This is a genomic window from Salinibacterium sp. ZJ70, assembly GCF_011751865.2.
Lineage (GTDB): Bacteria > Actinomycetota > Actinomycetes > Actinomycetales > Microbacteriaceae > Homoserinibacter.
This window is the reverse complement of record NZ_CP061770.1, coordinates 2,675,713-2,697,213: the sequence shown is the minus strand read 5'-3', so window position 1 is coordinate 2,697,213 and position 21,501 is coordinate 2,675,713. Positions and strand designations below refer to the sequence as shown.

Here is a 21,501-nt window from a genome sequence, read left to right as displayed (position 1 = left end):
TCGTGACGATGTCAACGTGTGCTCATCCTAGAGGGGGTCGTGCGGGAGGCGCAGTCAGCCGGCGACGCGCGCGGCGCGCGCCTCGGCGGCGATCGCGGCGAACGTCTTGCCCGAGTCCTTCACGGTCCGCTTCTGGGTCTCGTAGTCGACATAGACGATGCCGAAGCGCTTCTCGTAGCCCCAGGCCCACTCGAAGTTGTCCATGAGCGACCACGCGAAGTAACCGCGCACATCCGCCCCCTCGGTCATCGCCTGCGCGACCGCCTCGAGATGACGTTCGAGGAAGTCGACGCGCTGTGCATCGTGCACCTCGCCGTCCTCCGCGATGACGTCGTCCCACGCCGAGCCGTTCTCGGTGATGTAGAGCGGCGGCAGGTTCGGGTACTCCTCGCCGAGGCGCACGAGCAGCTGGCGCAGGCCGTCGGGGTTGATCTCCCAGCCCATCGCCGTCTGCGGGAGGCCACGGGTCGGGCCCGTGATGAACTCCGAGCCGACGAACCAGTTCGACGTCGTCTTCTCCGTGGGGCGAAGGCCCTTCGGGTGGTCGGCGGGCAGAGGATGCCCCGACACGTTGTCGTCGTGGTAGTGGTTCACCCCGAGGAAGTCGATCGGCTGGTGGATGGTCTCCAGGTCGCCGTCGTGGATGAGCTCCTCGAAGCGGTGATCCCTGACGTCCTCCAGGAAGTCCGCCGGGTAGGAGCCGCGCAGGATCGGATCCATGTACGCGCGGTTCCAGATCGCGTCGAGCCGGCGGGCCGCATCGAGGTCGACCGGGTCGGTCGGGTCGTTCGGGATCGCGTTCGTGAGGTTGAGCGTGATGCCGAGCTCCTGGGCGCCGCGCGAGCGCAGCTCCTTCACGGCGAGACCGTGCGCGAGGTGCTGGTGGTGGATGGCCGCGAGGCCGGCGCGCGGCTCCTGGCGTCCGGGAGCGTGCTCGCCGCCGGCGTAGCCGATGAGCGACGAGCACAGCGGCTCATTGAACGTCGTCCAGTGGTCGACGCGGTCGCCGAGCTTCTCGTGCACCGCGATCGCGTAGTCGAGGAAGCGCTGCGAGGTGTCGCGGTTCGTCCATCCGCCGGTCTCCTCCACCGCCTGGGGGAGATCCCAGTGGTAGAGCGTGAGCCACGGAAGGATGCCGTTGGCGAGGAGCTCGTCGACGAGCCGGCTGTAGAAGTCGAGACCCTTCGCGTTGACCGGGCCGTCGGCGGGCTTGACGCGCGCCCAGCTCACCGAGAAGCGGTACGAGTCGAGCCCGAGCGACTTCATGAGCTGCACGTCCTGCGGCATGCGGTGGTAGTGATCCACCGCGACCGAGAGGTCCTCGCCGTTGGCGATGTTGCCGGGAGTCTTCGCGAAGTGGTCCCAGATGGAGTCGAGCTTGCCGTCCTCGTGGGAGGCGCCCTCGATCTGCGCGGCCGCCGTGGCGGCACCCCAGAGGAACCCGTCCGGCCACTGGAAGCCGTCGGGGAGAGCCAGCGCCATCAGCCCTTCACCGCCCCGGACATGATGCCCGCGATGAGCTGCTTGCCTGCGATCAGGAACAGGATGAGCAGCGGGATGATCGAGATGATCGCACCCGCGAGCACCATCGAGTGGTCGGGGGTGTGGCCGCCGGAGGCGGAGAGGGCCGCGAGCGCCGTCTGCACGCTGGGATTCCTCGGCCCGAGCACGAGGAGAGGCCACAGGAAGTCGGTCCAGGTGCCCATGAAGATGAACAGAGCGAGCACGGCCATCGCGGGACGGGCCGACGGGAGCGCCACGTGCCAGAACGTTCCCCACATCGAGGCGCCGTCCATTCGCGCGGCCTCGATGAGCTCGTCGGGGATCGTGTCGACCAGGTACTGGCGCATGAAGAACACGCCGAACGCGCTCACGAGACCAGGGATGATCACCGCTCCGAGCGTGTTGGTGAGCTTGAGCTCCGAGACCATCATGAACAGCGGGATGATGCCGAGCTGCGTCGGAATCGCCATGGTCGCGATGACGGCGATCATGAGCGGGTTGCGCCCCTTGAACGTCAGCTTCGCGAACGCGTAGCCCGCGAGGGTCGAGAAGAAGACGACCGAGACGGTGATCGCGCCCGAGATGATGACGCTGTTGAGCAGCGCCTTGGCGAAGTCGACCGTCTCGAACACCTTGACGAGGTTCGTGAGGAAGTTCGGCCCGGGGATGACGGCCGGCGGCACGAGGTTGATGTCGGACGCCTGGCGCGAACCCATGACGAACGACCACCACAGCGGGAAGACGGAGCCCAGGAAGAACGCACCGAGCAGACCGTAGGTCAGCCAGCCGGGCTTGTCGTAGAAGCGCGCCTTGCGCTTCTTGAGCTCGCGGTCATCCGCGGGCGGCACGGTCGCGCGGCGGGTGGGGTTGATGGTCGTGGTCACTTGCTGCCCCCGATTGCACGGTGCGAGCTCGCCTTGGGCGGGCGCACGTTCTTGATGTCCTGGGTGGCGATCATGCGCGAGAGCGCGTAGTTCACCAATCCCACGAGGATGACGATGAGGAAGAGGATCCATGCCGTGGCGGCGGCGCGGCCGAAGTCGCGGCGCGGGAACGCCATCTCGTACAGGTAGAGCACGATCGTCTGGAACTGACGGTTCGCGCCACCGTACGAGGCGGGGTCGAACAGCGTCGGCTCGGTGAAGATCTGCAGACCGCCGATGGTGGAGGTGATGACGACGAAGATCATCGTCGGGCGGATCATCGGGATCGTGATCGACCGGAAGCGACGCACGCGGCCAGCGCCATCGAGGGCTGCCGACTCGTAGACGTCACGCGGGATGGCCTGCATGGCGGCGAGGAGGATCAGGGCGTTGTAGCCGGTCCAGCGCCAGTTCACCATCGTGGCGATCGCGAGGTGCGACGGGAAGGGATCGAAGCCCCAGCGGATCTCGGGCAGATCGAGCGCCTCGAGTGCGCCGGCGATGGGCCCGCCGTGCTGGTTGAAGATCTGGGTGAAGATGACGGCGACGGCGACCGGGGCTGCGATGTAGGGCAGCAGCACGGTCATGCGCCAGAAGGTGCTCGCGCGGATCGCCTGGTCGAGGACGGCGGCGATGATCGTCGCCATGATCAGCTGCGGGACAGCCGACAGCAGGAAGATGCTGAACGTGTTGAAGAACGCGTTCCAGAACATCGGGTCGTTGAGGGTGAGCTCGAAGTTCTTGAGGCCCACGAAGTCGCCCTGGCCCTTGAGCAGGTGCCAGTCGTAGAGCGAGACGTTCACCGTGTAGATGATGGGGAAGAGCCCCAGCACCGCGAACATGATGAAGAACGGCGAGATGTAGAAGTACGGCGAAGCCTTGTAATCGAAGTTCGAGAGCTTCTGCCGGAACGTCAGCTGCGGGGCTGAGCGTCCTGCTTGGAGAGTGCTCATCGGCGTTCCTATCTGAATGGTGCGGTGCTAGCGGTGCGGGTGGGAAGCGGCCCCCGGGTGTGGTGCCCCGGGGGCCGCTCGGTGGTGGAGTTACGGAACCAGCTGGTTCAGCAGCGTGATCGCCTCGTTCCAGGCGGTGTCACCATCGGTGATCTCGCCCTGGCTGATGCGGTCGAGGACCGGTCCGAAGACGTTGTCCTGGATGACGGAGTCTTCCTCGCCCTTCACCTGGGCGACGACGCCCTTGGCACGGTTGGTGAAGATCTGACCGACGGGCGCGTCGTTGAAGAACGCGCTCGTCGAGTCAGCGACGAGCTCCTGGCCCTCGATGGTCGAGGGGAACGGACCGGCAGCCTCGAAGGCAGCGGCCTGCTGAGCGGGAGCGGCGAGCCAGAGCGCGAGCTTGGCGGCCTCTTCCTTGTGCTCGCTCGACTCGGAAACACCGAGGAACGCGCCGCCCCAGTTGGCTGCGCCGCCGGGCAGGACGTCAGCGAAGTCCCAGCCGGTGCCGGTGGTGCCGGCGTCGTAGTAGCCGCTCACAACACCGAGCATCCACGACGGGCAGACGTAGACCGCGAACTCGTCGTTCTTGGCCTGCTCGCCCACGCCCCAGCCGCCGAGGCCGGCGCCGATGTTGGCGTTCTCGACGATGAGGTCGAGCTGCGCCTTCATGGCCTCGTTGCCCTCGATGTTGAGGGTCACGCCGTCCTTCTTGTAGTAGCCCTCTTCCTGCTGGTTCACGAAGGAGTTCCACATGAACGAGGGGTTGTGGTAGAAGGCCTTGCCCGAGGCAGCGGTGTACTGCTGACCGAACTCGAAGAACGACTCCCAGGTCGCGTCCTCTCCGCCGATGGCGGCGGCGAAGCCCTCGCGGTCGCCGGGCAGGCCGGCCGCCTCGAAGAGGTCGCCACGGAAGCAGAGGCCCTGCGGTCCGATGTCGAGGCCGGCGCCGAAGACGCGGCCCTCAGCGTCGGTGCCCTGCTTGTACTTCCAGTCGAGCCACTGGTCCTTGGTGTCCTCGATGCCGTGGTCGCGCAGGTCGACGAACGCGTCGGACACCGCGGCGATGGTCGAGAGCCAGCCCTCTTCGATCGCGACGACGTCGCTCAGGCCGGTGCCGGCAGCGATCTTCGCGTAGGCGTCGTCGCGGCCAGCGCCACCGTCAGCGAGGTTGGTCGCCTCGATCTTGATGCCGGGGTTCTCCTTCTCATAGGCGGCGTAGTTCACGTCGATGCCCATGGTGCCGAAGGTGGTGATGGTCAGGGTGATGGGCTTGTCGCTCGAACCGCCGTTGTCCGTGCTGCTGCATCCGGAGAGGATGAGCGCAGCGGACCCGGCGATCGCGGCGACAGAGGCGGTGCGTCGTGAGAGCTTCACGGTCACTCCTTTGTGTGCGTGGATGGGGATGATTTCGTTGAGAGCACTCGTGGTGGTGCGTGTGGGAGCGCTCTCACGAAATCGTGGGTAACGATAGCCACGTATTCGAACCAGTGTCAACACGGAGTTGTGCAACGATCAGGCAACGGCGGAAAAGTCCTGATCAGATGGCGCTTCCTTGGTGCCCTGCGCGCCGAGGGAGCGCTCCCACAGCGGGGGTAGAAAGGGGTGTCTGCCAGATGCCTCGGCATCCGGGAGGTATGGAGGTCGTGTCGCTACCATGGGCGCGTGAGTGTGCTCGAGAGGGACCCGGCAGACGCCGCACCCGCCCCCATCCGACCGCGTCGCGACCCGCGCGTCGAGCGCCGACATCGACTGCGTCGCACGATCCTCGTCGCCGTCGGAGCACTCGCCGTGATCGCGATCGCGATCGGCGTCATCGTGCTGCCTCCCGTGGTCGCGCGTGCGAACGCCGTGGCGCGCTATGACAGCGCCCGCACCGAGATCCAGAGCATCCGCACCACCCTCGACGGCGTGCTCGGCGCGGATGCCAGCGGGCCCGCGGCCTCCCTCGAGCAGCTCGACGCGGTGCTCGCCGTCGAGAGCACCCTGATCGACGCCGCCGCTCGCGACGAGCTGCGCAGCACCGTCGAGAGCGCGACCGCCTCGATCATCGGCGACGACGCATCCGCTCTCTCGCGTCCTGCGCTCGACGTCGAAGAGGCCACCGTGGAGCAGCTCGAGGCCGAATCCGCCGCGCTCGAAGCGGCGCTTCCGGCACTGCGTGACGCCGTCGCCGCCGCCCCCGCGAAGGCTGACGAGGCCGCCGCGCAGATCGGGGCTGCCTTCACCGCCTTCACCGACGGCATCCGCAGCCGCGGCCAGGAGCTGTACAACCAGTGGTCGGATGCCGAGAAGAGCACCGAGGACGCCTTCTTCCAGAGCATCGACGCGGCTCTCGCCGCCGCACCCGAGGAGCTCGGGGCCGCGCTGCAGACCGCCGAGGCGGCATCCGAGGCCATGATCGCGAGCGCGCAGGCCTACCGGGACGAGATCATCGCCGCGGCGGACGGGGTCAGCACCCAGCCGACCGGCGGCGACGTGAACGCCCAGATGAGCTACCTCCTCACCTGGTGGGAGACCTACAACGAAGCCGAGTGGGGCGACTACAACCCCTACGGCGGCGACTGCGTGAACTTCACCAGCCAGGGCCTCATCCAGCGCGGCTGGCAGATGGACGACACCTGGAATTCGCCGGGCGCGAAGGGCTTCGCCTCGAAGGCGTGGATCTCGACCACGGCGATGGAGGCGTACCTCAAGAAGCTCGGCTTCCGCTCGAACGACAACGATCACCTCGACCGCGTGCGCGTCGGCGACGTCGGCATCTTCGACTGGGGCGAGCGCGGCGGCGGCGTCGACCACACGATGACCGTGTCGAAGGTCGAGTACACGGCTGACGGTCCCGTCGTGTACTTCGTGAGCCACAACGCCGACGGCGACTACCGCGAGCTGCAGCACACGCTCTTCGAGCAGCACTCGGACTCGCTCGTCCGCATCTACTCGATCCCGTAATCCCCGACGCCGGTCACCCGCCCCAAGGAACGGGCGGGGAGGACGCGGCGCGCAGGGAGGCCGCGGGGTCAGGCGGGGCGGTCAGCTGCCGAGGGCGGCGTCGACGATCTGCTTCGCCTCGGCCTGCACCTGGGCGAGATGCTCGGGGCCCCGGAACGACTCGGCGTAGATCTTGTAGACGTTCTCGGTTCCCGAGGGCCGCGCCGCGAACCAGGCGTGCTCGGATTCGACCTTGACGCCGCCGATCGCCGCGCCGTTGCCGGGCGCGTGCGAGAGCTTCGCCGTGATCGGGTCGCCCGCGAGGGTCGTTGCGGTGATGTCCTCGGGGGAGAGCTTGCCGAGCCGCGCCTTCTGCTCCGGGGTCGCTGCGGCGTCCACACGCGCATACGCGGGGTCGCCGAACTCCTCGGTCAGCTCGCGGTACAGCTCGCTCGGGCTCTTGCCGGTGACGGCGCGGATCTCGGCCGCGAGGAGCGCGAGGATGATGCCGTCCTTGTCGGTCGTCCACGCCGTACCCTCGAGCGTCAGGAAGCTCGCGCCCGCCGACTCCTCGCCGCCGAAACCGACCGAACCGTCCACGAGACCCGGTACGAACCACTTGAATCCGACGGGAACCTCCCAGAGCCGCCGCCCGAGCGCGGATGCGACACGGTCGATCATCGAGCTCGACACGAGCGTCTTGCCGATCGCGGCATCCGCGCCCCAGCCGGGCCGGTGCTCGAAGAGGTACCTGACCGCCACCGCGAGGTAGTGGTTCGGGTTCATGAGTCCGCCGTCGGGGGTGACGATTCCGTGTCGATCGGCATCCGCATCGTTGCCGGTGAGGATCGCGAAGTCGCCCGCGCGCGCCACGACGGAGGCCATCGCCGACGGCGACGACGGATCCATGCGGATCTTCTCGTCCCAGTCGAGCGTCATGAAACCCCAGGTCGGGTCGACGATCGGGTTCACGACCTCGAGGTCGATCTCGTACCGCTCGGCGATCGCCTTCCAGTAGTTGACGCTCGCGCCGCCGAGCGGGTCGGCCCCGAGCTTGAGACCGGATGCGGCGATCGCGTTCATGTTGATGACGTTCGCGAGGTCCTCGACATAGGCGCCGCGGAAGTCGTAGGTGTCGATCGCGCTCGGCTCGGCGAAGCGCACATCGCGGCTGCCGTTCTCGATGATCTCGTTGGCGCGATTCGCGATCCAGGAGGTCGCGTCGGAGTCGGCGGGGCCGCCGTGCGGGGGGTTGTACTTGAAGCCGCCGTCACGGGGCGGGTTGTGGCTGGGGGTGATGACGATGCCGTCCGCCTGCGGCCCGCCCGGGTGCTCCGTGTTGTAGCGGATGATCGCGCGGCTGAGTGCCGGCGTCGGCACGTAGTCGTCGAACTCGTCGACGAGCGCATGCACCCCATTGGCTTCGAGGACGCCGAGCGCGGTCGTCTGCGCGGGGGCGGAGAGCGCGTGAGTGTCGGACCCGATGAACAGCGGACCGGTGATGCCCTGCGCGGTGCGGTACTCGACGATCGCCTGCGTGATGGCGGCGATGTGGGTCTCGGTGAACGCGCCGTCGAGGCTCGAACCCCGGTGCCCGCTTGTGCCGAAGGCGACCCGCTGCGCGGGATCCGACATGTCGGGCGTGCGGTGGTAGTACGCATCGATGAGCTCGTGCACGTCGATGAGGTCGGATGCGAGGGCGGGGGTTCCAGCGCGCGAGGTCATGTGTCCATCCTGCCGGGTAGGCTCGCCGAGGTGTACAGCTATCTCGGACCGGCGGGAACCTTCACCTGGGCTGCCTTGAAGCAGGTGCCGGAGGCGGCGGGTGCCGAGTGGCGTGCCGTCAACAATGTCGGCGAGGCGCTCGATGACATCATCTCGGGTCGCAGCGTGGCCGCGATGATCGCGATCGAGAACAGCATCGAGGGCGGGGTGAGCGCCACGCAGGATGCGCTCGCGAACCTCCCCGGTGTCCGCATCATCGGCGAATACCTGGTCAACGTCGACTTCGAGCTCGTCGCGCGCGCGGGTACGCGGCTCGAGGACGTGCGCACCGTCAACGCCCATCCGGTCGCGTACGCGCAGTGCCGTCTGTGGCTCAACGAGCACCTCCCGAGCCACGGACACATCCCGTCGTCGTCGAATGTGGCGGCCCCCGCGGATCTGCTCGACTCGGCGAACGCGGATGCCGCGATCGCGCCGCCCGGCATCACCGATCTGCTGCCGCTCGAGGTGCTCGCCTCGGATGTCGCCGACAACAAGGATGCGCAGACGCGCTTCGTGCTGCTGTCGACCACGAAGCGGATCCCGCCGCGCACCGGCGCCGACAAGACGAGCATCATCGTGGAGCTCCCGGACGACCAGCCGGGTGGCCTCGTGGAGATGCTGGAGCAGTTCTCGACGCGCGGCGTCAACCTGAGCCTGCTCGAGTCGCGTCCCATCGGCGACGCCTTCGGGCGCTACCGCTTCATCGTCGACCTCGACGGGCATGTGGAGGACGAGCGGGTTGCGGATGCGCTTCTCGGCCTCAAGCGCTTCAGCCCGAACGTGCAGTTCCTGGGTTCGTACCCGCGCGCCGATCGACAGCGCGTGGAGGTCGTGAGTCGCTACACCGACCAGGTGTTCATCGACGCACGAGACTGGCTGCGCGACATCCTCACCGAGGCCCCTGAGGTCTGATCCGGCGTCGTCAGCTCTCGCGCGGCAGGCGCACGAGGAGCGACGCGGGGTCGACGTGCGCCCGGAATCCGGTGACCATGCCGAACTCGTCGCCGTCGAGCTCGAACTCCTCCGGGTGGTCGAGGGTGAGCTCGTAGCTGCGCCCGCGCAGGTAGCTGAGGGCGCGCACCTGGGTGCTGCGCAGGGTGAGGAGCTTGCGCCCGGCGCTCGAACGCCGCAGCACGCCGTTCTCCCACACGATCCCCCACCACACGCGGAACCACCCGAAGAATCCTTCGGGGCGCAGTGTGACGATGTCGAGGAGACCGTCGTCGACCTCCGCGTCGGGCAGGAGCGCGATGTTGCCGGGCAGCTGCCCGCAGTTGCCGACGAGCACCGTGTGCACACGCGAGGTGCGCTGTTCGTGGCCGTCGAGGCGGTACCGCACGCGCAGCACCTCCCTGTCGATGAGGACGCGGCCGATCGCACCGACGTACGCGAGCCATCCGACCCGGCGCTTCAGCTCGGGGTCGGTGTTGGCGATCATCTTCGCGTCGAGGCCGATGCCGGTCATCACGAGGAACACGTGCGTCTCGCTCGGGGCGTCGCCGGGGCGCTGGATCACGATCGTGCCCGTGTCGATCGCGTGATCGACGCCCGTGAAGGCGATCTCCACGAGCGCGTCGAGCCGCGACGGGTTCACGTCGAGACCCAGGTTGCGGGCGAGGAGGTTGCCAGTGCCGGCGGGAACGAGCGCGAGCGGCACACCCGTGTTGCGCAGCGCCTCGCCGACGAAGCGCACCGTGCCGTCGCCTCCCGCCGCGATGACGAGGTCGACGCCTTCCGCGACGGCACGCGCCGCAAGTCCGCCGCCCGGCTCCGCGACGGTCGTCTCGAGCCACAGGCTCTTCGCCCAACCGGCCGCGCTCTCGGCGGCGGCCACGGAGGCGCGCAGACGCTCGACATCGGCCTTGACCGGGTTGAAGATCACGGCCGCGCGTCTCGGCTGGTCGGCGGCTTCGGGCATGGCACAAACGTAGGGGATCGGCCTGAGGTTCGGGGGAACTCCTAGACTTGACGGGTGATCGACCCCCAGCTGCTGCGTGAGACGCCGGAACTCGTGAAAGCTTCGCAGGAACGTCGAGGCGAATCCGTCTCGCTCGTCGACGAGGCGCTCGCCGCCGACACGGCGCGCCGAGCCGCGATCTCCGCATTCGAGACCCTGCGGGCCGAGCAGAACGTGTTCGGCAAGACGGTTGCGAAGGCCGCCAAGGAAGACAAGGCAGCGCTCGTCGCCCAGGCGCAGGAGCTCGCGGCGAAGGTCAAGGAGGCGCAGAAGGCGGCGAATGACGCCGAGGAGCGCTTCACCGAGCTCGCGCGCGCGATCCCGAACATCGTGCTCGATGGTGTTCCCGCGGGCGGCGAGGATGACTTCGTGACGCTGCGCGAAGTGGGCGGCAAGCCCAGCTTCGACTTCGAGCCGCTCGACCACCTCGCGCTCGGCGAGAAGCTCGACGCGATCGACATGGAGCGCGGGGCGAAGGTCTCGGGCTCTCGCTTCTACTTCCTGAAGGGCGTCGGTGCGCGCCTCGAGCTCGCGCTCATGCAGCTCGGCCTGCAGCGCGCGGTCGAGGCGGGCTTCACGCCGCTCATCACACCCACGCTCGTGCGCCCCGACATCATGTCCGGCACGGGCTTCCTCGGCGCGCACGCCGACGAGATCTACTACCTCGAGCGCGACGACCTCTACCTGACCGGCACGAGCGAGGTCGCCCTCGCCGGCTACCACAAGGACGAGATCCTCGACGTCTCGAACGGCCCGCTCCGCTACGCCGGATGGTCGACCTGCTACCGCCGCGAGGCCGGCTCGGGCGGCAAGGACACGCGCGGCATCATCCGCGTGCACCAGTTCCAGAAGCTCGAGATGTTCAGCTACATCGACCCGGCTGACGCCGAGGCGGAGCACGAGAAGCTCCTCGCGATGCAGGAGGGCATGCTGCAGAGCCTCGGCCTCTCGTACCGCGTGATCGACACCGCGGCGGGCGACCTCGGCTCGAGCGCGGCGCGCAAGTTCGACGTCGAGGCGTGGGTTCCCACGCAGGGCGCCTACCGCGAGCTCACCTCCACCTCGAACTGCACGACGTTCCAGGCGCGCCGCCTCGACACCCGCTTCCGGGGCGAGAACGGCAAGACGAGCCCTGTCGCGACGCTCAACGGCACCCTCGCGACGACCCGGTGGATCGTCGCGCTGCTCGAGACGCACCAGCAGGCGGACGGCTCGGTCGTCGTGCCGGAGGTGCTGCGTCCGTTCCTCGGGCTCGACATCCTGGAGCCGGTCGCGTGACGGCCCTCGCCCCCGCGGATCGTCGCCTCGTCGGACTCGATGTCGACGGCACGGTGCTGACCGAGAAGGGCGAGCTGGGCGACGACGTCGCTCGCGAGATCCGTCGAGTGCACGACGCCGGACACGAGGTCATGCTGTCGACGGGCCGCTCGGTCTCGTTGACCCTCCCGGTGCTCGATCGCCTGCACATCGCCCCCGAATACGTCGTGTGCGCGAACGGCGCGATCGTAATGCGCCGCGACCCGAGCGCCCCCATGGGCTACGTGCGCGACCGGGTGCAGACCTTCGACCCCCGCGAGGTGCTCACGACCGTGCGCGGCCACCTCGAGGAGGCGAGCTTCGCCGTCGAAGACGAGGAAGGGCTGTTCCGCTTCACGGGGCGCTTCCCGGAGGGCGCGCTCGCCTCGGGGCGCCTGCAGGTGGAGTTCGATGACCTTCTCGGGAAGCCGGCGACGCGCGTCGTGGTGCTGTCGCCCGGTCACGCGATCGAGGACTTCCTGTCGGTCGTCGAGCGCATGGGCCTGCACAAGGTGAGCTACAACGTCGGGTGGACCGCGTGGCTCGACATCGCGCCCGACGGCGTCAACAAGGGCACGGGCATGGAGTACGTGCGCGAGAAGCTGGGGATCCCCCGCGAGAACGTCGTCGTCATGGGCGACGGACGCAACGACATCGACATGTTCGAGTGGGCGGCAGCCGGAGGCGGTGTCGCCGTGGCGATGGGCCAGGCTCCACCCGAGGTCATCGAGGTGGCCACCGAGGTGACCGGAGCCGACCTCGAACAGGGCGTGGCCAGCGCGCTCGCACGACTTTTCCAGGCTTGAGCTCACAGGCTCCGCTAGGGTCTGTACGTTCCTATACCTGGAGGGCTGTCCGAGCGGCCGATGGAGCCAGTCTTGAAAACTGGTGGGCAGAAATGTCTCGTGGGTTCGAATCCCACGCCCTCCGCTCACGGTCTACCCGACCGACCGTGGACAACATGAGATGAGGTGCCCGTGACCGAGACCGAGCCGATCCGCGACCGCTCCCGGGCGGCCCGCGCTCCGCGCCCTGTCACGATCGCCCGCCACGGCCGCCTGAGCCGAACGGGTCCGTGGCGCACGGTTCTCGGCCTCATCGGCGGTGCCATGGCGGTCACGCTGGTCTCGGGAGGTGCCGTCGTCGGAATCGCAGCGACGCAGCTCCAGTCCGACATCGCCAACAATTCCGTCGCCATCAACGAGACCGAGGCGCCGATCCCCGATCTGGGTGCCTATGACGGAGGCTTCAACATCCTCATCGTCGGCAGCGATGAGTTCCACGACCGCGACTCGGTGCTCAACGACGTCAACATCATCGTGCATGTGGCAGCCGACCACTCGAGCGCCGTCGCTGTGAGCCTTCCGCGCGACATGGTCGTGCCCTACCCCTCGTGCACCAACGAGAATACGGGCAAGAAGACGAGCGCGGCGAGTGGTCTCCCGATCAACAATGCGCTGTCGATGGGTGGCCTCGGCTGCGTCGTCTCGGTTGTCGAGAACTTCACCGGGCTCGACGTGCACTTCGCGGGCATGATCGGCTTCGAGGGCGTCGCCGCGATGTCGAGCGCCGTCGGCGGCGTCGAAGTGTGCGTGGAGAGCCGGATCAAGGACCGCTACACCGGCCTCGACCTTCAGCCGGGCACCCACACGCTCGAGGGCTGGGAGGCGCTGATGTTCCTGCGCACCCGTCACGGTGTCGGCGACGGATCGGACCTCACGCGGATCAGCTCGCAGCAGGTCTACATGTCGTCACTGGTGCGGAAGCTGAAGTCGGAGGACACTCTCACCAACGCCACCAAGCTGTACGGTCTCGCGCAGGCCGCGACGAAGAACATGACGCTCTCGACCGAGCTGTCGAACCCGCTCACGATGATCTCTCTCGCGAAGGCGCTCAGCCGCATTCCGATGGAGCGCATCACGTTCGTGCAGTACCCCGGTTCGACCGGCGGGCCCACGGGCGGTGTGACACCCAACAAGACGCTCGGCAACAAGCTCATGGATGCGATCCGCGCCGACCAGGCGATCGCTCTCGACTCTGAGGGCGATGGCCGCGGTGCCGTGCTCGACCCGAACGCTCCGGTGGAGCCGGAGGCGCCCGTCGAGGAGCCGGGTGCCGTGGAGCCGGACTCGGGCACGGTGACGCCGGGCGCGGAGGTGCCTGCGACTGCTGAGCCTCCCGTTGGAGAGGCCGTCAAGATCTCGGGTCTGCGTGGCCAGACGGCCGCGGCGCCCACCTGCTCGAAGGGCAACTGAACCAGGCCATCGGGGGCGCGTGAGCACCCCCGATGCTGAGGGCATCAGGGGCGGAGGATGACGCGCAGGTCGTCGATGGCACGTTCGATGAGCTGGGCGGCCGACTCCGGATCGAGGAGTGTCGCCATCCATCCGCCGGGGATCGTCGAGACCCCCGCGTAGTAGGCGTTCGAGGCGAAGCTCGCCTCCACCTCAGGCGCCTCGGGAATGCGTGCGTGCTCGGGATGCGCGATGAGCCATTCCTGCAGCAGCGTCATGATGTCGGTGCCCGTGTCGGTGAGCATCGCGGTGCTGAAGACATGCGCCTCGGGTTGTTCCGTGACGAGCCGCGCCCGGGCCGCGACGATCTCCGCAGCGGTCTCCCGGGCGCCCGCCGAGGCGACCACCAGATGGTGGACGCCGAGCGGCAGGTTGTTCGCGTGTGCGTCGAACACGCGGTGCGCCTCGTCTGGCGCGAGCAGTTCGAGGGGCCGGCCGAGCACGGCGGAGTCGCGCGCGTGGAAGTGGGTGAAGAATGTGCTGCGCGCGATCGAGGCGCGCGAGCAGATCTCCTCGATCGTGACGTTGTCGAAGCCGAGCTCGAGGGCGGCAGTGACGGCGGCGACTTCGATGCGCTGCTCGGTGTCGCGGCGACGCTGATCGCGCGGAATCCGGGGTGCGGTGGTGCCGGTCATGAGGTCGCCCCAATCGTTCGGGCGAGGCGGTCGATGGCGAGATCGATGGCCTCCGCTGGCTTCTCGATGGCGGCGAACGGGATCGTCCACGCTTCGGTCACGGAGTAGAGCACGGCATTCACGGCGGTCACGACGAGTGTCGCTTCGCGTTCGAGGTCGTCGGGGAGTGTCGCCTCCTCCGGATGCGCGGTGAGCCACGCGAGCGTGGCCTCGGTGAGCCGCTGCTGGGTGCCGATGAGCGCGTAGGAGTAGTGGCGCCGTGCGGTCTCCTGCTCGGCGATCAGCTGCCAATGCAGCCGCGCAGCGGCGGAGGCCTCAGGGGAGGGCTCCCGTGCGCCGACCGCCAGGAGGGCGATCGCACCGCGCACGGTGTCGCCGGGGTGTGCTGAAAATGCGGCGTCGATCTGCTCGGGGGTGCGAGCCAGCATCGAGCGGCCGACGATCGCGCTGTCGCGGGAGGGGAAGTAGTTGAAGAACGTGCTTCGGGAGACGTCGGCGCGATCGCAGATGGCTTCGACGGTGACGTTCTCATAGCCGCGCTCGAGGGCGAGCTGGATCGCGGCCAAGGTGATGGCTGCCTCGGTCTCCCGGCGCTTTCGCGCTCGGCGACCCTCGGGGGCGGGTTCGCTGGGCGTGGTCATGGGTCGTCTCTCGAAAAGTGAGTGGAAGGAGTCCACATTAGTGCGGATCAGTCGACAGAGGGAGAGGGCTCCTCGTTTTCCGTCACATTGCGCAGTCCGCCGATGAGGATGTCGAGCACGTTCTCGACGAGTCGGGGTGTCGCCTGGCGGATGACGTCGGGCTGGGGGCGGGTGATCATCCCCAGCAGGACGACGAGTTCGATGGCGCTCAGCTCGGCGCGCACCTGCCCGTATCGCCGGGCGGCCGCGAGAACCTCATCGACGCGCGCGAGCGTCTGGGTCTGCATCTCGAGGACGCGCTGCGAGAGGCCCTCGGCGACGAGATCGCCGAGTCCTGCGGTGAGCGCGCCGAGGTCGAGGTCGATGAGCTCCTCGAGGTAGGTGCGCCAGGTGCCGACCGGGTTCTCGGTCATGCGTTCGAGGGCGAGCGCGGAGGCGTAGCGGATGTCGGAGAGGATCGCGAGGGCGACCTCCTCGGCGAGGGCGAGGCGCGAGTCGAAGTTGCGGTAGAGCGTGGCGATGCCGACCTCGCTGGCATCGGCGATCGCTTCGAGGGCGATGCCGCTTCCGTGCGCCGCGAACATGTGTCGCGCTTCGCGCACGATCCTGTCGCGGCGGCGCGCGGCGTCGGCTCGCATGTGCAGCTCCCTGGTGGTCTCTCGGAGGGGTGGGCGGGGCTCACAGCCGAAGCGGAGGATCCTCCTCCATCATTACTGGAGGAAATTCATCCATTTCTGCTCATCCGAAGGACACCGCCTTGGCTCTCGACCCTATCGCCGCCCCCCAGGAGACCGCTGGAAAGCCCCAGCGGACTCGGCACCCGATCGTCGGGCTCGTCGGTCTGACCGTGGGGCTCGGGGTCGTGCTCGTGCTGCTGCTGATGGTGTTCATCATGCCGTCGCTCAAGAGCGGACCGAACCAGCTCCCGGTGGGCATCGTCGGCCCGACCGCCGCCGTCGCCTCATGGGATGACGCGCTCGAGCAGGCCAGCCCTGCCGGCTATGACCTGTCGATGTACGCAAGCGAAGCGGAGCTCGTCGAGGCGATCGAGAACCGTGAGATCGTCGGCGGCATCGCCCTCGCCGAGGATGAGGTGCGCGTCTCGGTCGCGAGCGCCGGCTCCGCCGTGATCTCGGGCACGATCGCCACCACGGCGCAGGCGATCGCCAGCGCCTCGGGGGTGCCCGTGACCGTCACCGACGTCGTTCCGCTTCCCGCCGCCGACCCCTCGGGCCTCGGAATCGGCGGTCTCGCCTTCCCGCTCGTCTTCGGCGGCATCGTGCCCGCCGTCGCATTCCGCTCGGTCTTCAAGCGCAGTCTCGGCTGGGCGATCGCCGGCATCTCGATCTTCTCGGTGGTCGGCGGCGTGCTGGTCGCCAGCGTGCTCCAGTTCCTCTTCGGCAGCATCGACGGCGCCGCGTTCTGGCCTGTCGCCGCGGCGATGGCGCTCGGCATCGCGGGCCTCGCGATCCCGCTCGCTGGGCTCAAGGAGGCCGTGGGCGGCGCGGGCTTCACGATCGGCGCCGCGAGCATGATGTTCCTCGGCAACCCGTTCGCGGGGATCTCCACCTCGGCGGCCTGGCTGCCTGAGGGCCTCGGCCTCTTCGGCCAGCTGCTGCCCCCGGGGGCTGCGGGAACGCTCGTGCGCTCTGCGGCCTACTTCGACTGGACTGGGGGAGCGGGCGCCGCCGTCACGCTCGGCCTGTGGGTCGCCGCGGGCGTCGTGCTGCTCATCATCGGCGCGAAGCGCAACCGCGCGAAGGCGGTCGCGGCCGACTGAGTCCGCCCATCCCGCTCGCATGACCCCCCATTCGGGGGTCGGTCGGGGATACTCGGAGGATGGACGTTCTCAACGACGTGATCCTGTCCGGCGGAGATCTGCTCTGGACCTGGATCGTGATCCCGGTCCTCGGCCTCATCGGGGTCTACTTCACGGTGCGCTCCGGTGTCGTGCAGCTGAGGATGATCCCCGAGATGTTCCGGTCCATCACCGACAAGACCCCCCGGGACGAGTCGGGTGAGACCCAGTCGGTCTCGGCGTTCCAGGCCTTCACGATGTCGGCGGCCTCGCGCGTCGGCGTCGGCAACATCGCGGGCGTCGGCACCGCGATCGCCGTCGGCGGGCCTGGCGCGGTGTTCTGGATGTGGACGATGGCGTTCGTCGGCGGAGCTGCCAGCTTCGTCGAATCGACGCTCGGGCAGCTCTACAAGGTGCGCTACCAGGACGGATTCCGCGGGGGGCCCGCGTACTACATGCAGTACGGGCTCGGCGCGAGATGGATGGGCATCGTGTTCGCCTGCATCCTCATCGTGTGCTTCCCGTTCGCGTTCAGCTCGCTGCAGGCCAACACGATCAGCGCCACGCTCCAGGGCAGCCTCGGCGTCGGCTCCGGCTGGGTTCCGTGGGTGGTGGGTGGCGTGCTCGTCACCCTCACGGGGCTCGTGATCTTCGGCGGACTGCGGCGCATCGCATCCGTGGCCCAGACCACGGTGCCCGCCATGGCGCTGCTCTACCTGCTCATGGGGCTCGTCATCGTCGCCCTCAACATCGAGCGACTTCCCGAGGTGTTCGCCGCCATCTACGTCGAGGCGTTCGGTTTCGGACAGTTCACGGGCGGGCTCATCGGCGTCATGATCATGCAGGGCGTCAAGCGGGGCATGTTCTCCAACGAGGCGGGTCTCGGGTCGGCGCCGAACGCGGGAGCCGCGGCCGCCGTCACGCATCCGGTGAAGCAGGGCCTCGTGCAGACGCTGGGGGTCTACTTCGACACGTTCCTCGTGTGTTCGATCACGGCGTTCATCATCCTCGTCGCGATCCCGGATCCGGTGGGTGCCGAGAAAGGCGTCGCGCTCACGCAGGCGGCACTCGTGTCGAACCTCGGCGAGTGGTCCAACATCCTGTTGAGCCTCATCATCTTCCTGCTCGCGTTCACCTCGATCATCGGCAACTACTACTACGGCGAGTCGAACATCGAGTTCATCACCGACAAGCCCTCGGTCCTCTTGGGCTTCCGTGTGCTCGTGCTGGTGGCGCTTTTCGGTGGCGCGCTCGCTTCAGCCGACATCATCTGGAACACGGCCGACGCGATCATGGGCATCATGGCGCTCGTCAATCTCGTGGCGATCACCCTGCTCTCGGGTACCGCCTTCCGGCTGCTGCGCGACTACTCGAGGCAGAAGGGCGAAGGTCGGGATCCTGTCTTCACACGGGACCTGCTGCCCGACCTCTCCGGGATCCAGGTGTGGGAGGACGAGCGCTCGGTGACGGGCGCGGTTCCGGTCTCTCGGCCGCCGCGCCGGCGCCGCTAGGAGCGCGGCGCGCTGAAGCGGCCCGAACGCGTGGCGTCCAGGCCGCTTGCGGATGACGGGGAGCGCTACTTCTTCTTGCTCTCGCTCTTCGACTTGCCCGACCCGCTCTCGTCCTTCGAGCCGCCGGATTCGATCTGGATGGTGCGAGGCGAATCGCCGCCGGAGAGCGGCACCCTGACCTTGAGGACGCCGTCGGAGAAGTCCGCCGAGATGGCATCCTGGTCGGCTTCCTCAGGAAGCGGGATGCTGCGGTAGTAGCTGCTGCTGCTCTCGCGGACGACGTACTTGCGCTCCTGGTCCTCCTGCTTCTCGCGGCGCTCAGCCTGCAGGACGAGCGTTCCGCGATCGACCGTCACCGTGACGTCCTTCTCGGAGAAGTTCGGGAGATGCGCTTCGACGACGAGCGCCTTGTCGCCGTCGGTGTACACGTCGGTCGTCGGGCCCTTACCAGGGCGAGGCGCCAGGAAGCCGTCGTCGAACAGCTGCCGACGCAGGATGTCGAATCCTCCGAGCGGGTCGAATTGGACCAGTGTGCGAGCCATCGTCTTTCCTTTCATTCACGCGATCGCCGACATCTTCGGCGCCGTTCGTGTGTACGGGTGCGCACGATCCACCCTCAACCTCGGCGGGTTCCGCGGGGTAGAGCCGTTCGGCCCGGGGCGTACTGCTCTGTTCAGCGGGGGCGCGCGCGACGGAAGGTGAATCGACAGGAAAGGTGGAACTCCATGGAAAACCGAAACTACGAACTGCTCGTCGGCCGCTACGGCGACGAAACCGCGGCGCGACAGGACTTCGAGGCTCTTCGATCGATGGACGACGTTCACGTCGTCGCGTCGGTCGTTCTGTCGCGGAAGAGCGACGGGAAGGTCGAGGTGAAGGAGCACGGCGGACGAACGGTCGGTCTTGGCGCGGGCATCGGCGGCGTCGCCGGGCTCGTGATCGGACTCTTCGCGCCGCCTCTGCTGCTCACGGGCGTCATCGGGCTGGCTCTCGGAGCGGGCGTCGGCGCGATCACCGGTGAGATCGTGAAGCGGCACGAAGAGAAGGAGATCGGCGTCGACGCCGAGGAGTGGCTGCCGGCGGGATCGTCCGCAGTCGTGGCCGTCGTCGATGACCGCTACCTCGACCGACTCGACAAGGCACTCGAGCGGGCCGACAAGAGGATCAACAAGGCGATCGACAAAGGCGACTACGAGGCCGTGGTTCGCGCGATCTCCAAGAGCGACGACAAGATCCTCAAGGCTCTCGAGTCGTAGTCGACCACCACAGAAAGGGCCGCGCGGCACTCGCTGCGCGGCCCTTCTCTGTGGTGTCAGCTCTCACTCCAGGAGCGAGCCCTCGGCGACCAGCTCACGTCGACGCGAGGCGCCGTACGCGGCGAAGGCCAAGCCCAGCAGCGAGGCAGCCAGGGCGAGCGGGAACGCGACGGGCGAGTTCACCGCGAGGAGTCCCGTCACCGCCAGTGCTCCCACCACCGGGATATCCAGCACCCCGACGCCGGTGACCGTGTTCGTGAGGACCGCCTCAGACACCTCGACCGGTGCGATGGTGACCGCCACGGGCCCGTCGGAGGCGACCGTGACGAGGCTGTTCGCACCCGTCAGGGTCTCACTCACGGTGCACGTCGTGCCCGCGGGGATCTCCTCGAACACTTCGCGGTAGTCGCCCGCCGCCGACCCTGCCGGGATCGTCAGCGTCTCCTGCAGCGCATCGCCGCAGTCGATCGACACCTCGATGACTCCCTGCAGCCCGGCAGCCGGGCCCGTGATCACCTTTGCGACCTCGAGCGAACCCGGCCGGAATGTCGCCGTGTTCGTCAGAGTCGCGGTCGCGGTCTCGCCGGGCTCGATCGTCACCTCGGCCGGGCCGTCGGTGACGACCTCGACGGTCGTCGTGGAGCCCGACTGCGTATCGGTGATGGTGCACTCCGTGCCCGCAGGCAGATCCGTGTAGGTGTTCGTGTAGTCCCCAGCGGCAGATCCCGCAGGGATCGCCACGGTGTCCTGCAGCGCCTCGCCGCAGTCGACGGCGATCACGATCTCCCCCTGCTCGCCCGCTTGGCTGCCCGTGATCGTCTTGGTGAAGACCAAGCCTCCGGGAGCGAACGTGTAGGTGTTGGAGATGGTGACGCTCGTGCCGCCGTCTGGCATCACGACCTCCTGTGGAGCGTCGGTCGTCACAAGTACTGCCGTCGTCGCCCCCGTGGTCGGTTCGGTGATGACGCACGTATTGTCGACGGGTATGCCGTCGAACGTGAATGTCTGCGTCGTCGTCGCACCTGCCGGGATGTCGGCCGTGAACTCGTATCCTTCGCCGCACGAGATGGCCAGCTGTGCCGCCCCCTGCTCACCCACCGCCTCTCCCGCGAGAGTCTTGCTGACCTCGAGCGAGCCGACCGCGAAGAACTCGGCTGTCGGTGCGGCAGTGGTGTCCAGTTCAGTGGTAGCTGCCAGGATGAGCCGCTGCGCATCGGTGATCGCGCTGCCCGCGTTGCCGTCGTAGACGTAGACCTGTCCTCTCTGCACCGTCACGGCGGCTCGTGCGGCCAGCAGCACCTCGGCTGGATCCGTGCCTGTTCGACTGACCCAGACCTGTGTGCCGGCGGCGATGGTGGCCGGATTCTCGAGCGCCATCGTTCCCTCCGCATCGGCGTACAGGGTCGCATTTCGGTCGAAAGGAATGCTCACGGTCACTTCGGCCGCGTCCGTGTTGATCGTGAACGGGCCAGCCAGTTGGCCGACAGGGACGCTGGTGCCCGCCGCATCGATGGAGAGGTTCGGCGGATCGGGCTCGGTGACCGGACCGTTCTGCTGCGCGTCGGCGACGATCGCGGCGACCGCTGATCTGAGGTTGGATCCCGGACCAGTCGTTCCCAGGACAAAGCCGTCGGTGAAGTACCAGATCGCCGCCTGGACCGCTGCGGCCTGCTGGTCGGTGTTCAGCCCGGCGGGTGCCGCGACGTTCGGGTAGTAGTTGTTGAGGATGTAGGCGACGTGTCCGACGTTCGGTACAGTCGACTCCTCCCACGGCGACTCCTCGTACCCGATCCCCTGCTGCGTCGTGACGCGGATGTTGATGCAGTACATCTCACCGGTCAGGTCCTCGTCGGAAACGCTCTGGGTGGTGATGATGCCGGCGAAGGTCGTGACAGGTGTGTATCCCGGGGGGTTAGAACCGGGGTAGGGCGCCGTTGGATCCTGCGTGATCGGCGTGGGGGGTTGGAAGCCGCGCACCGTGCTGCCCGCGCCTGTGCCCGTCATGATGAGGTCGGTGTTCGGGCCGGGTAGCCCGTTGA

19 protein-coding genes and 1 tRNA gene are annotated in these 21,501 nt (G+C 67.9%); 9 read left to right on the top strand and 11 right to left on the bottom strand.

The genetic code is table 11. From position 1 onward, the window contains the following. Window positions 1-54: 54 nt before the first annotated feature. The 4 genes from HCR12_RS12815 to HCR12_RS12805 form a co-directional block, all read right to left on the bottom strand. Window positions 55-1,482 carry a GH1 family beta-glucosidase gene (locus HCR12_RS12815; protein WP_166867016.1) on the bottom strand — a complete coding sequence of 476 codons (1,428 nt, stop codon included), beginning with the start codon at window positions 1,480-1,482 and terminating at the stop codon, window positions 55-57. Further along, window positions 1,482-2,387, bottom strand: a complete 906-nt coding sequence (locus HCR12_RS12810; protein WP_166863937.1) for a carbohydrate ABC transporter permease — start codon at window positions 2,385-2,387, stop codon at window positions 1,482-1,484. Before HCR12_RS12810 ends, HCR12_RS12815 begins: the two co-directional genes overlap by 1 nt. Then, the gene (locus tag HCR12_RS13725) at window positions 2,384-3,379 is read right to left on the bottom strand and encodes a carbohydrate ABC transporter permease (protein ID WP_224763514.1); all 996 of its coding nucleotides are present in this window, start codon (window positions 3,377-3,379) and stop codon (window positions 2,384-2,386) included. The genes HCR12_RS12810 and HCR12_RS13725 overlap by 4 nt, the downstream gene beginning before the upstream one ends. Before the next feature lie 90 nt (window positions 3,380-3,469). After that, a complete protein-coding gene (locus HCR12_RS12805) occupies window positions 3,470-4,762 on the bottom strand; it encodes an ABC transporter substrate-binding protein (protein ID WP_370589315.1) in 1,293 nt (430 codons plus the stop codon). A gap of 282 nt (window positions 4,763-5,044) precedes the next feature. Here HCR12_RS12805 and HCR12_RS12800 point away from each other — a divergent pair, with 282 nt between their 5' ends. Further along, window positions 5,045-6,328: an amidase domain-containing protein gene (locus tag HCR12_RS12800; protein WP_166867011.1), complete on the top strand. Its 1,284-nt coding sequence runs from the start codon at window positions 5,045-5,047 to the stop codon at window positions 6,326-6,328. A gap of 81 nt (window positions 6,329-6,409) precedes the next feature. Here HCR12_RS12800 and pgm read toward each other — a convergent pair whose 3' ends face one another. After that, entirely contained in the window at window positions 6,410-8,032 is a 1,623-nt protein-coding gene (pgm, locus tag HCR12_RS12795; protein ID WP_166867009.1) for a phosphoglucomutase (alpha-D-glucose-1,6-bisphosphate-dependent), read from the bottom strand. Window positions 8,033-8,062: 30 nt separating this feature from the next. Here pgm and pheA point away from each other — a divergent pair, with 30 nt between their 5' ends. Continuing rightward, complete coding sequence (gene pheA, locus HCR12_RS12790; protein WP_224763512.1) at window positions 8,063-8,986, top strand: prephenate dehydratase; 924 nt, start codon at window positions 8,063-8,065, stop codon at window positions 8,984-8,986. A 10-nt stretch (window positions 8,987-8,996) separates the two neighbouring features. Here the strand turns inward: pheA and HCR12_RS12785 are convergent, their stop codons facing one another. Continuing rightward, the gene (locus HCR12_RS12785) at window positions 8,997-9,992 is read right to left on the bottom strand and encodes a diacylglycerol/lipid kinase family protein (protein WP_166867005.1); all 996 of its coding nucleotides are present in this window, start codon (window positions 9,990-9,992) and stop codon (window positions 8,997-8,999) included. A gap of 54 nt (window positions 9,993-10,046) precedes the next feature. Between HCR12_RS12785 and serS the strand changes: the two genes are divergently transcribed. From serS to HCR12_RS12765, 4 genes are all read left to right on the top strand, one after another. Continuing rightward, window positions 10,047-11,309: a serine--tRNA ligase gene (gene serS, locus HCR12_RS12780; protein WP_166867003.1), complete on the top strand. Its 1,263-nt coding sequence runs from the start codon at window positions 10,047-10,049 to the stop codon at window positions 11,307-11,309. Continuing rightward, on the top strand, window positions 11,306-12,133 hold the full coding sequence (locus HCR12_RS12775; protein ID WP_166867001.1) for an HAD family hydrolase: 828 nt from the start codon (window positions 11,306-11,308) through the stop codon (window positions 12,131-12,133). The genes serS and HCR12_RS12775 overlap by 4 nt, the downstream gene beginning before the upstream one ends. Window positions 12,134-12,172: 39 nt before the next feature. Continuing rightward, window positions 12,173-12,257 (top strand) — tRNA-Ser (locus HCR12_RS12770). 47 nt (window positions 12,258-12,304) lie between these two features. After that, window positions 12,305-13,582, top strand: coding sequence for an LCP family protein (locus HCR12_RS12765; RefSeq protein WP_166866999.1), 1,278 nt, complete (start codon window positions 12,305-12,307; stop codon window positions 13,580-13,582). A gap of 44 nt (window positions 13,583-13,626) precedes the next feature. Here HCR12_RS12765 and HCR12_RS12760 read toward each other — a convergent pair whose 3' ends face one another. Genes HCR12_RS12760 through HCR12_RS12750 form a run of 3 tightly spaced genes read right to left on the bottom strand, consistent with a single transcriptional unit; the run spans window position 13,627 to window position 15,535 of the window. Continuing rightward, the gene (locus HCR12_RS12760; protein ID WP_166866997.1) at window positions 13,627-14,256 is read right to left on the bottom strand and encodes a TetR family transcriptional regulator; all 630 of its coding nucleotides are present in this window, start codon (window positions 14,254-14,256) and stop codon (window positions 13,627-13,629) included. After that, on the bottom strand, window positions 14,253-14,897 hold the full coding sequence (locus tag HCR12_RS12755) for a TetR/AcrR family transcriptional regulator (protein ID WP_166866995.1): 645 nt from the start codon (window positions 14,895-14,897) through the stop codon (window positions 14,253-14,255). Before HCR12_RS12755 ends, HCR12_RS12760 begins: the two co-directional genes overlap by 4 nt. A gap of 47 nt (window positions 14,898-14,944) precedes the next feature. After that, entirely contained in the window at window positions 14,945-15,535 is a 591-nt protein-coding gene (locus HCR12_RS12750; RefSeq protein ID WP_166866993.1) for a TetR/AcrR family transcriptional regulator, read from the bottom strand. A 119-nt stretch (window positions 15,536-15,654) separates the two neighbouring features. Here HCR12_RS12750 and HCR12_RS12745 point away from each other — a divergent pair, with 119 nt between their 5' ends. After that, on the top strand, window positions 15,655-16,677 hold the full coding sequence (locus HCR12_RS12745; RefSeq protein ID WP_166866991.1) for an ABC transporter permease: 1,023 nt from the start codon (window positions 15,655-15,657) through the stop codon (window positions 16,675-16,677). Between the two features lie 59 nt (window positions 16,678-16,736). Beyond that, on the top strand, window positions 16,737-18,206 hold the full coding sequence (locus HCR12_RS12740) for an alanine/glycine:cation symporter family protein (protein ID WP_166866989.1): 1,470 nt from the start codon (window positions 16,737-16,739) through the stop codon (window positions 18,204-18,206). A 65-nt stretch (window positions 18,207-18,271) separates the two neighbouring features. Here the strand turns inward: HCR12_RS12740 and HCR12_RS12735 are convergent, their stop codons facing one another. After that, entirely contained in the window at window positions 18,272-18,748 is a 477-nt protein-coding gene (locus HCR12_RS12735) for an Hsp20/alpha crystallin family protein (RefSeq protein WP_166866987.1), read from the bottom strand. Window positions 18,749-18,931: 183 nt separating this feature from the next. Between HCR12_RS12735 and HCR12_RS12730 the strand changes: the two genes are divergently transcribed. Beyond that, window positions 18,932-19,462, top strand: coding sequence for a DUF1269 domain-containing protein (locus HCR12_RS12730; protein WP_166866985.1), 531 nt, complete (start codon window positions 18,932-18,934; stop codon window positions 19,460-19,462). Window positions 19,463-19,525: 63 nt separating this feature from the next. On the opposite strand, the gene HCR12_RS12725 is transcribed toward HCR12_RS12730, so the two are convergent. Further along, window positions 19,526-21,466, bottom strand: a complete 1,941-nt coding sequence (locus HCR12_RS12725; RefSeq protein WP_166866983.1) for a thioester domain-containing protein — start codon at window positions 21,464-21,466, stop codon at window positions 19,526-19,528. Between the last annotated feature and the right edge of the window lie 35 nt (window positions 21,467-21,501).

Excerpts from the sequence above, each read along its gene's own strand:
- HCR12_RS12760 (WP_166866997.1), bottom strand. The coding sequence starts at position 14,256 with ATGACCGGCACCACCGCACCCCGGATTCCGCGCGATCAGCGTCGCCGC.
- HCR12_RS12815 (WP_166867016.1), bottom strand. The coding sequence starts at position 1,482 with ATGGCGCTGGCTCTCCCCGACGGCTTCCAGTGGCCGGACGGGTTCCTC.
- HCR12_RS13725 (WP_224763514.1), bottom strand. The coding sequence starts at position 3,379 with ATGAGCACTCTCCAAGCAGGACGCTCAGCCCCGCAGCTGACGTTCCGG.
- HCR12_RS12750 (WP_166866993.1), bottom strand. The coding sequence starts at position 15,535 with ATGCGAGCCGACGCCGCGCGCCGCCGCGACAGGATCGTGCGCGAAGCG.
- HCR12_RS12730 (WP_166866985.1), top strand. The coding sequence starts at position 18,932 with ATGGAAAACCGAAACTACGAACTGCTCGTCGGCCGCTACGGCGACGAA.
- pgm (WP_166867009.1), bottom strand. The coding sequence starts at position 8,032 with ATGACCTCGCGCGCTGGAACCCCCGCCCTCGCATCCGACCTCATCGAC.
- HCR12_RS12725 (WP_166866983.1), bottom strand. The coding sequence starts at position 21,466 with ATGACGGGCACAGGCGCGGGCAGCACGGTGCGCGGCTTCCAACCCCCC.
- HCR12_RS12785 (WP_166867005.1), bottom strand. The coding sequence starts at position 9,992 with ATGCCCGAAGCCGCCGACCAGCCGAGACGCGCGGCCGTGATCTTCAAC.
- HCR12_RS12735 (WP_166866987.1), bottom strand. The coding sequence starts at position 18,748 with ATGGCTCGCACACTGGTCCAATTCGACCCGCTCGGAGGATTCGACATC.
- HCR12_RS12740 (WP_166866989.1), top strand. The coding sequence starts at position 16,737 with ATGGACGTTCTCAACGACGTGATCCTGTCCGGCGGAGATCTGCTCTGG.
- HCR12_RS12755 (WP_166866995.1), bottom strand. The coding sequence starts at position 14,897 with ATGACCACGCCCAGCGAACCCGCCCCCGAGGGTCGCCGAGCGCGAAAG.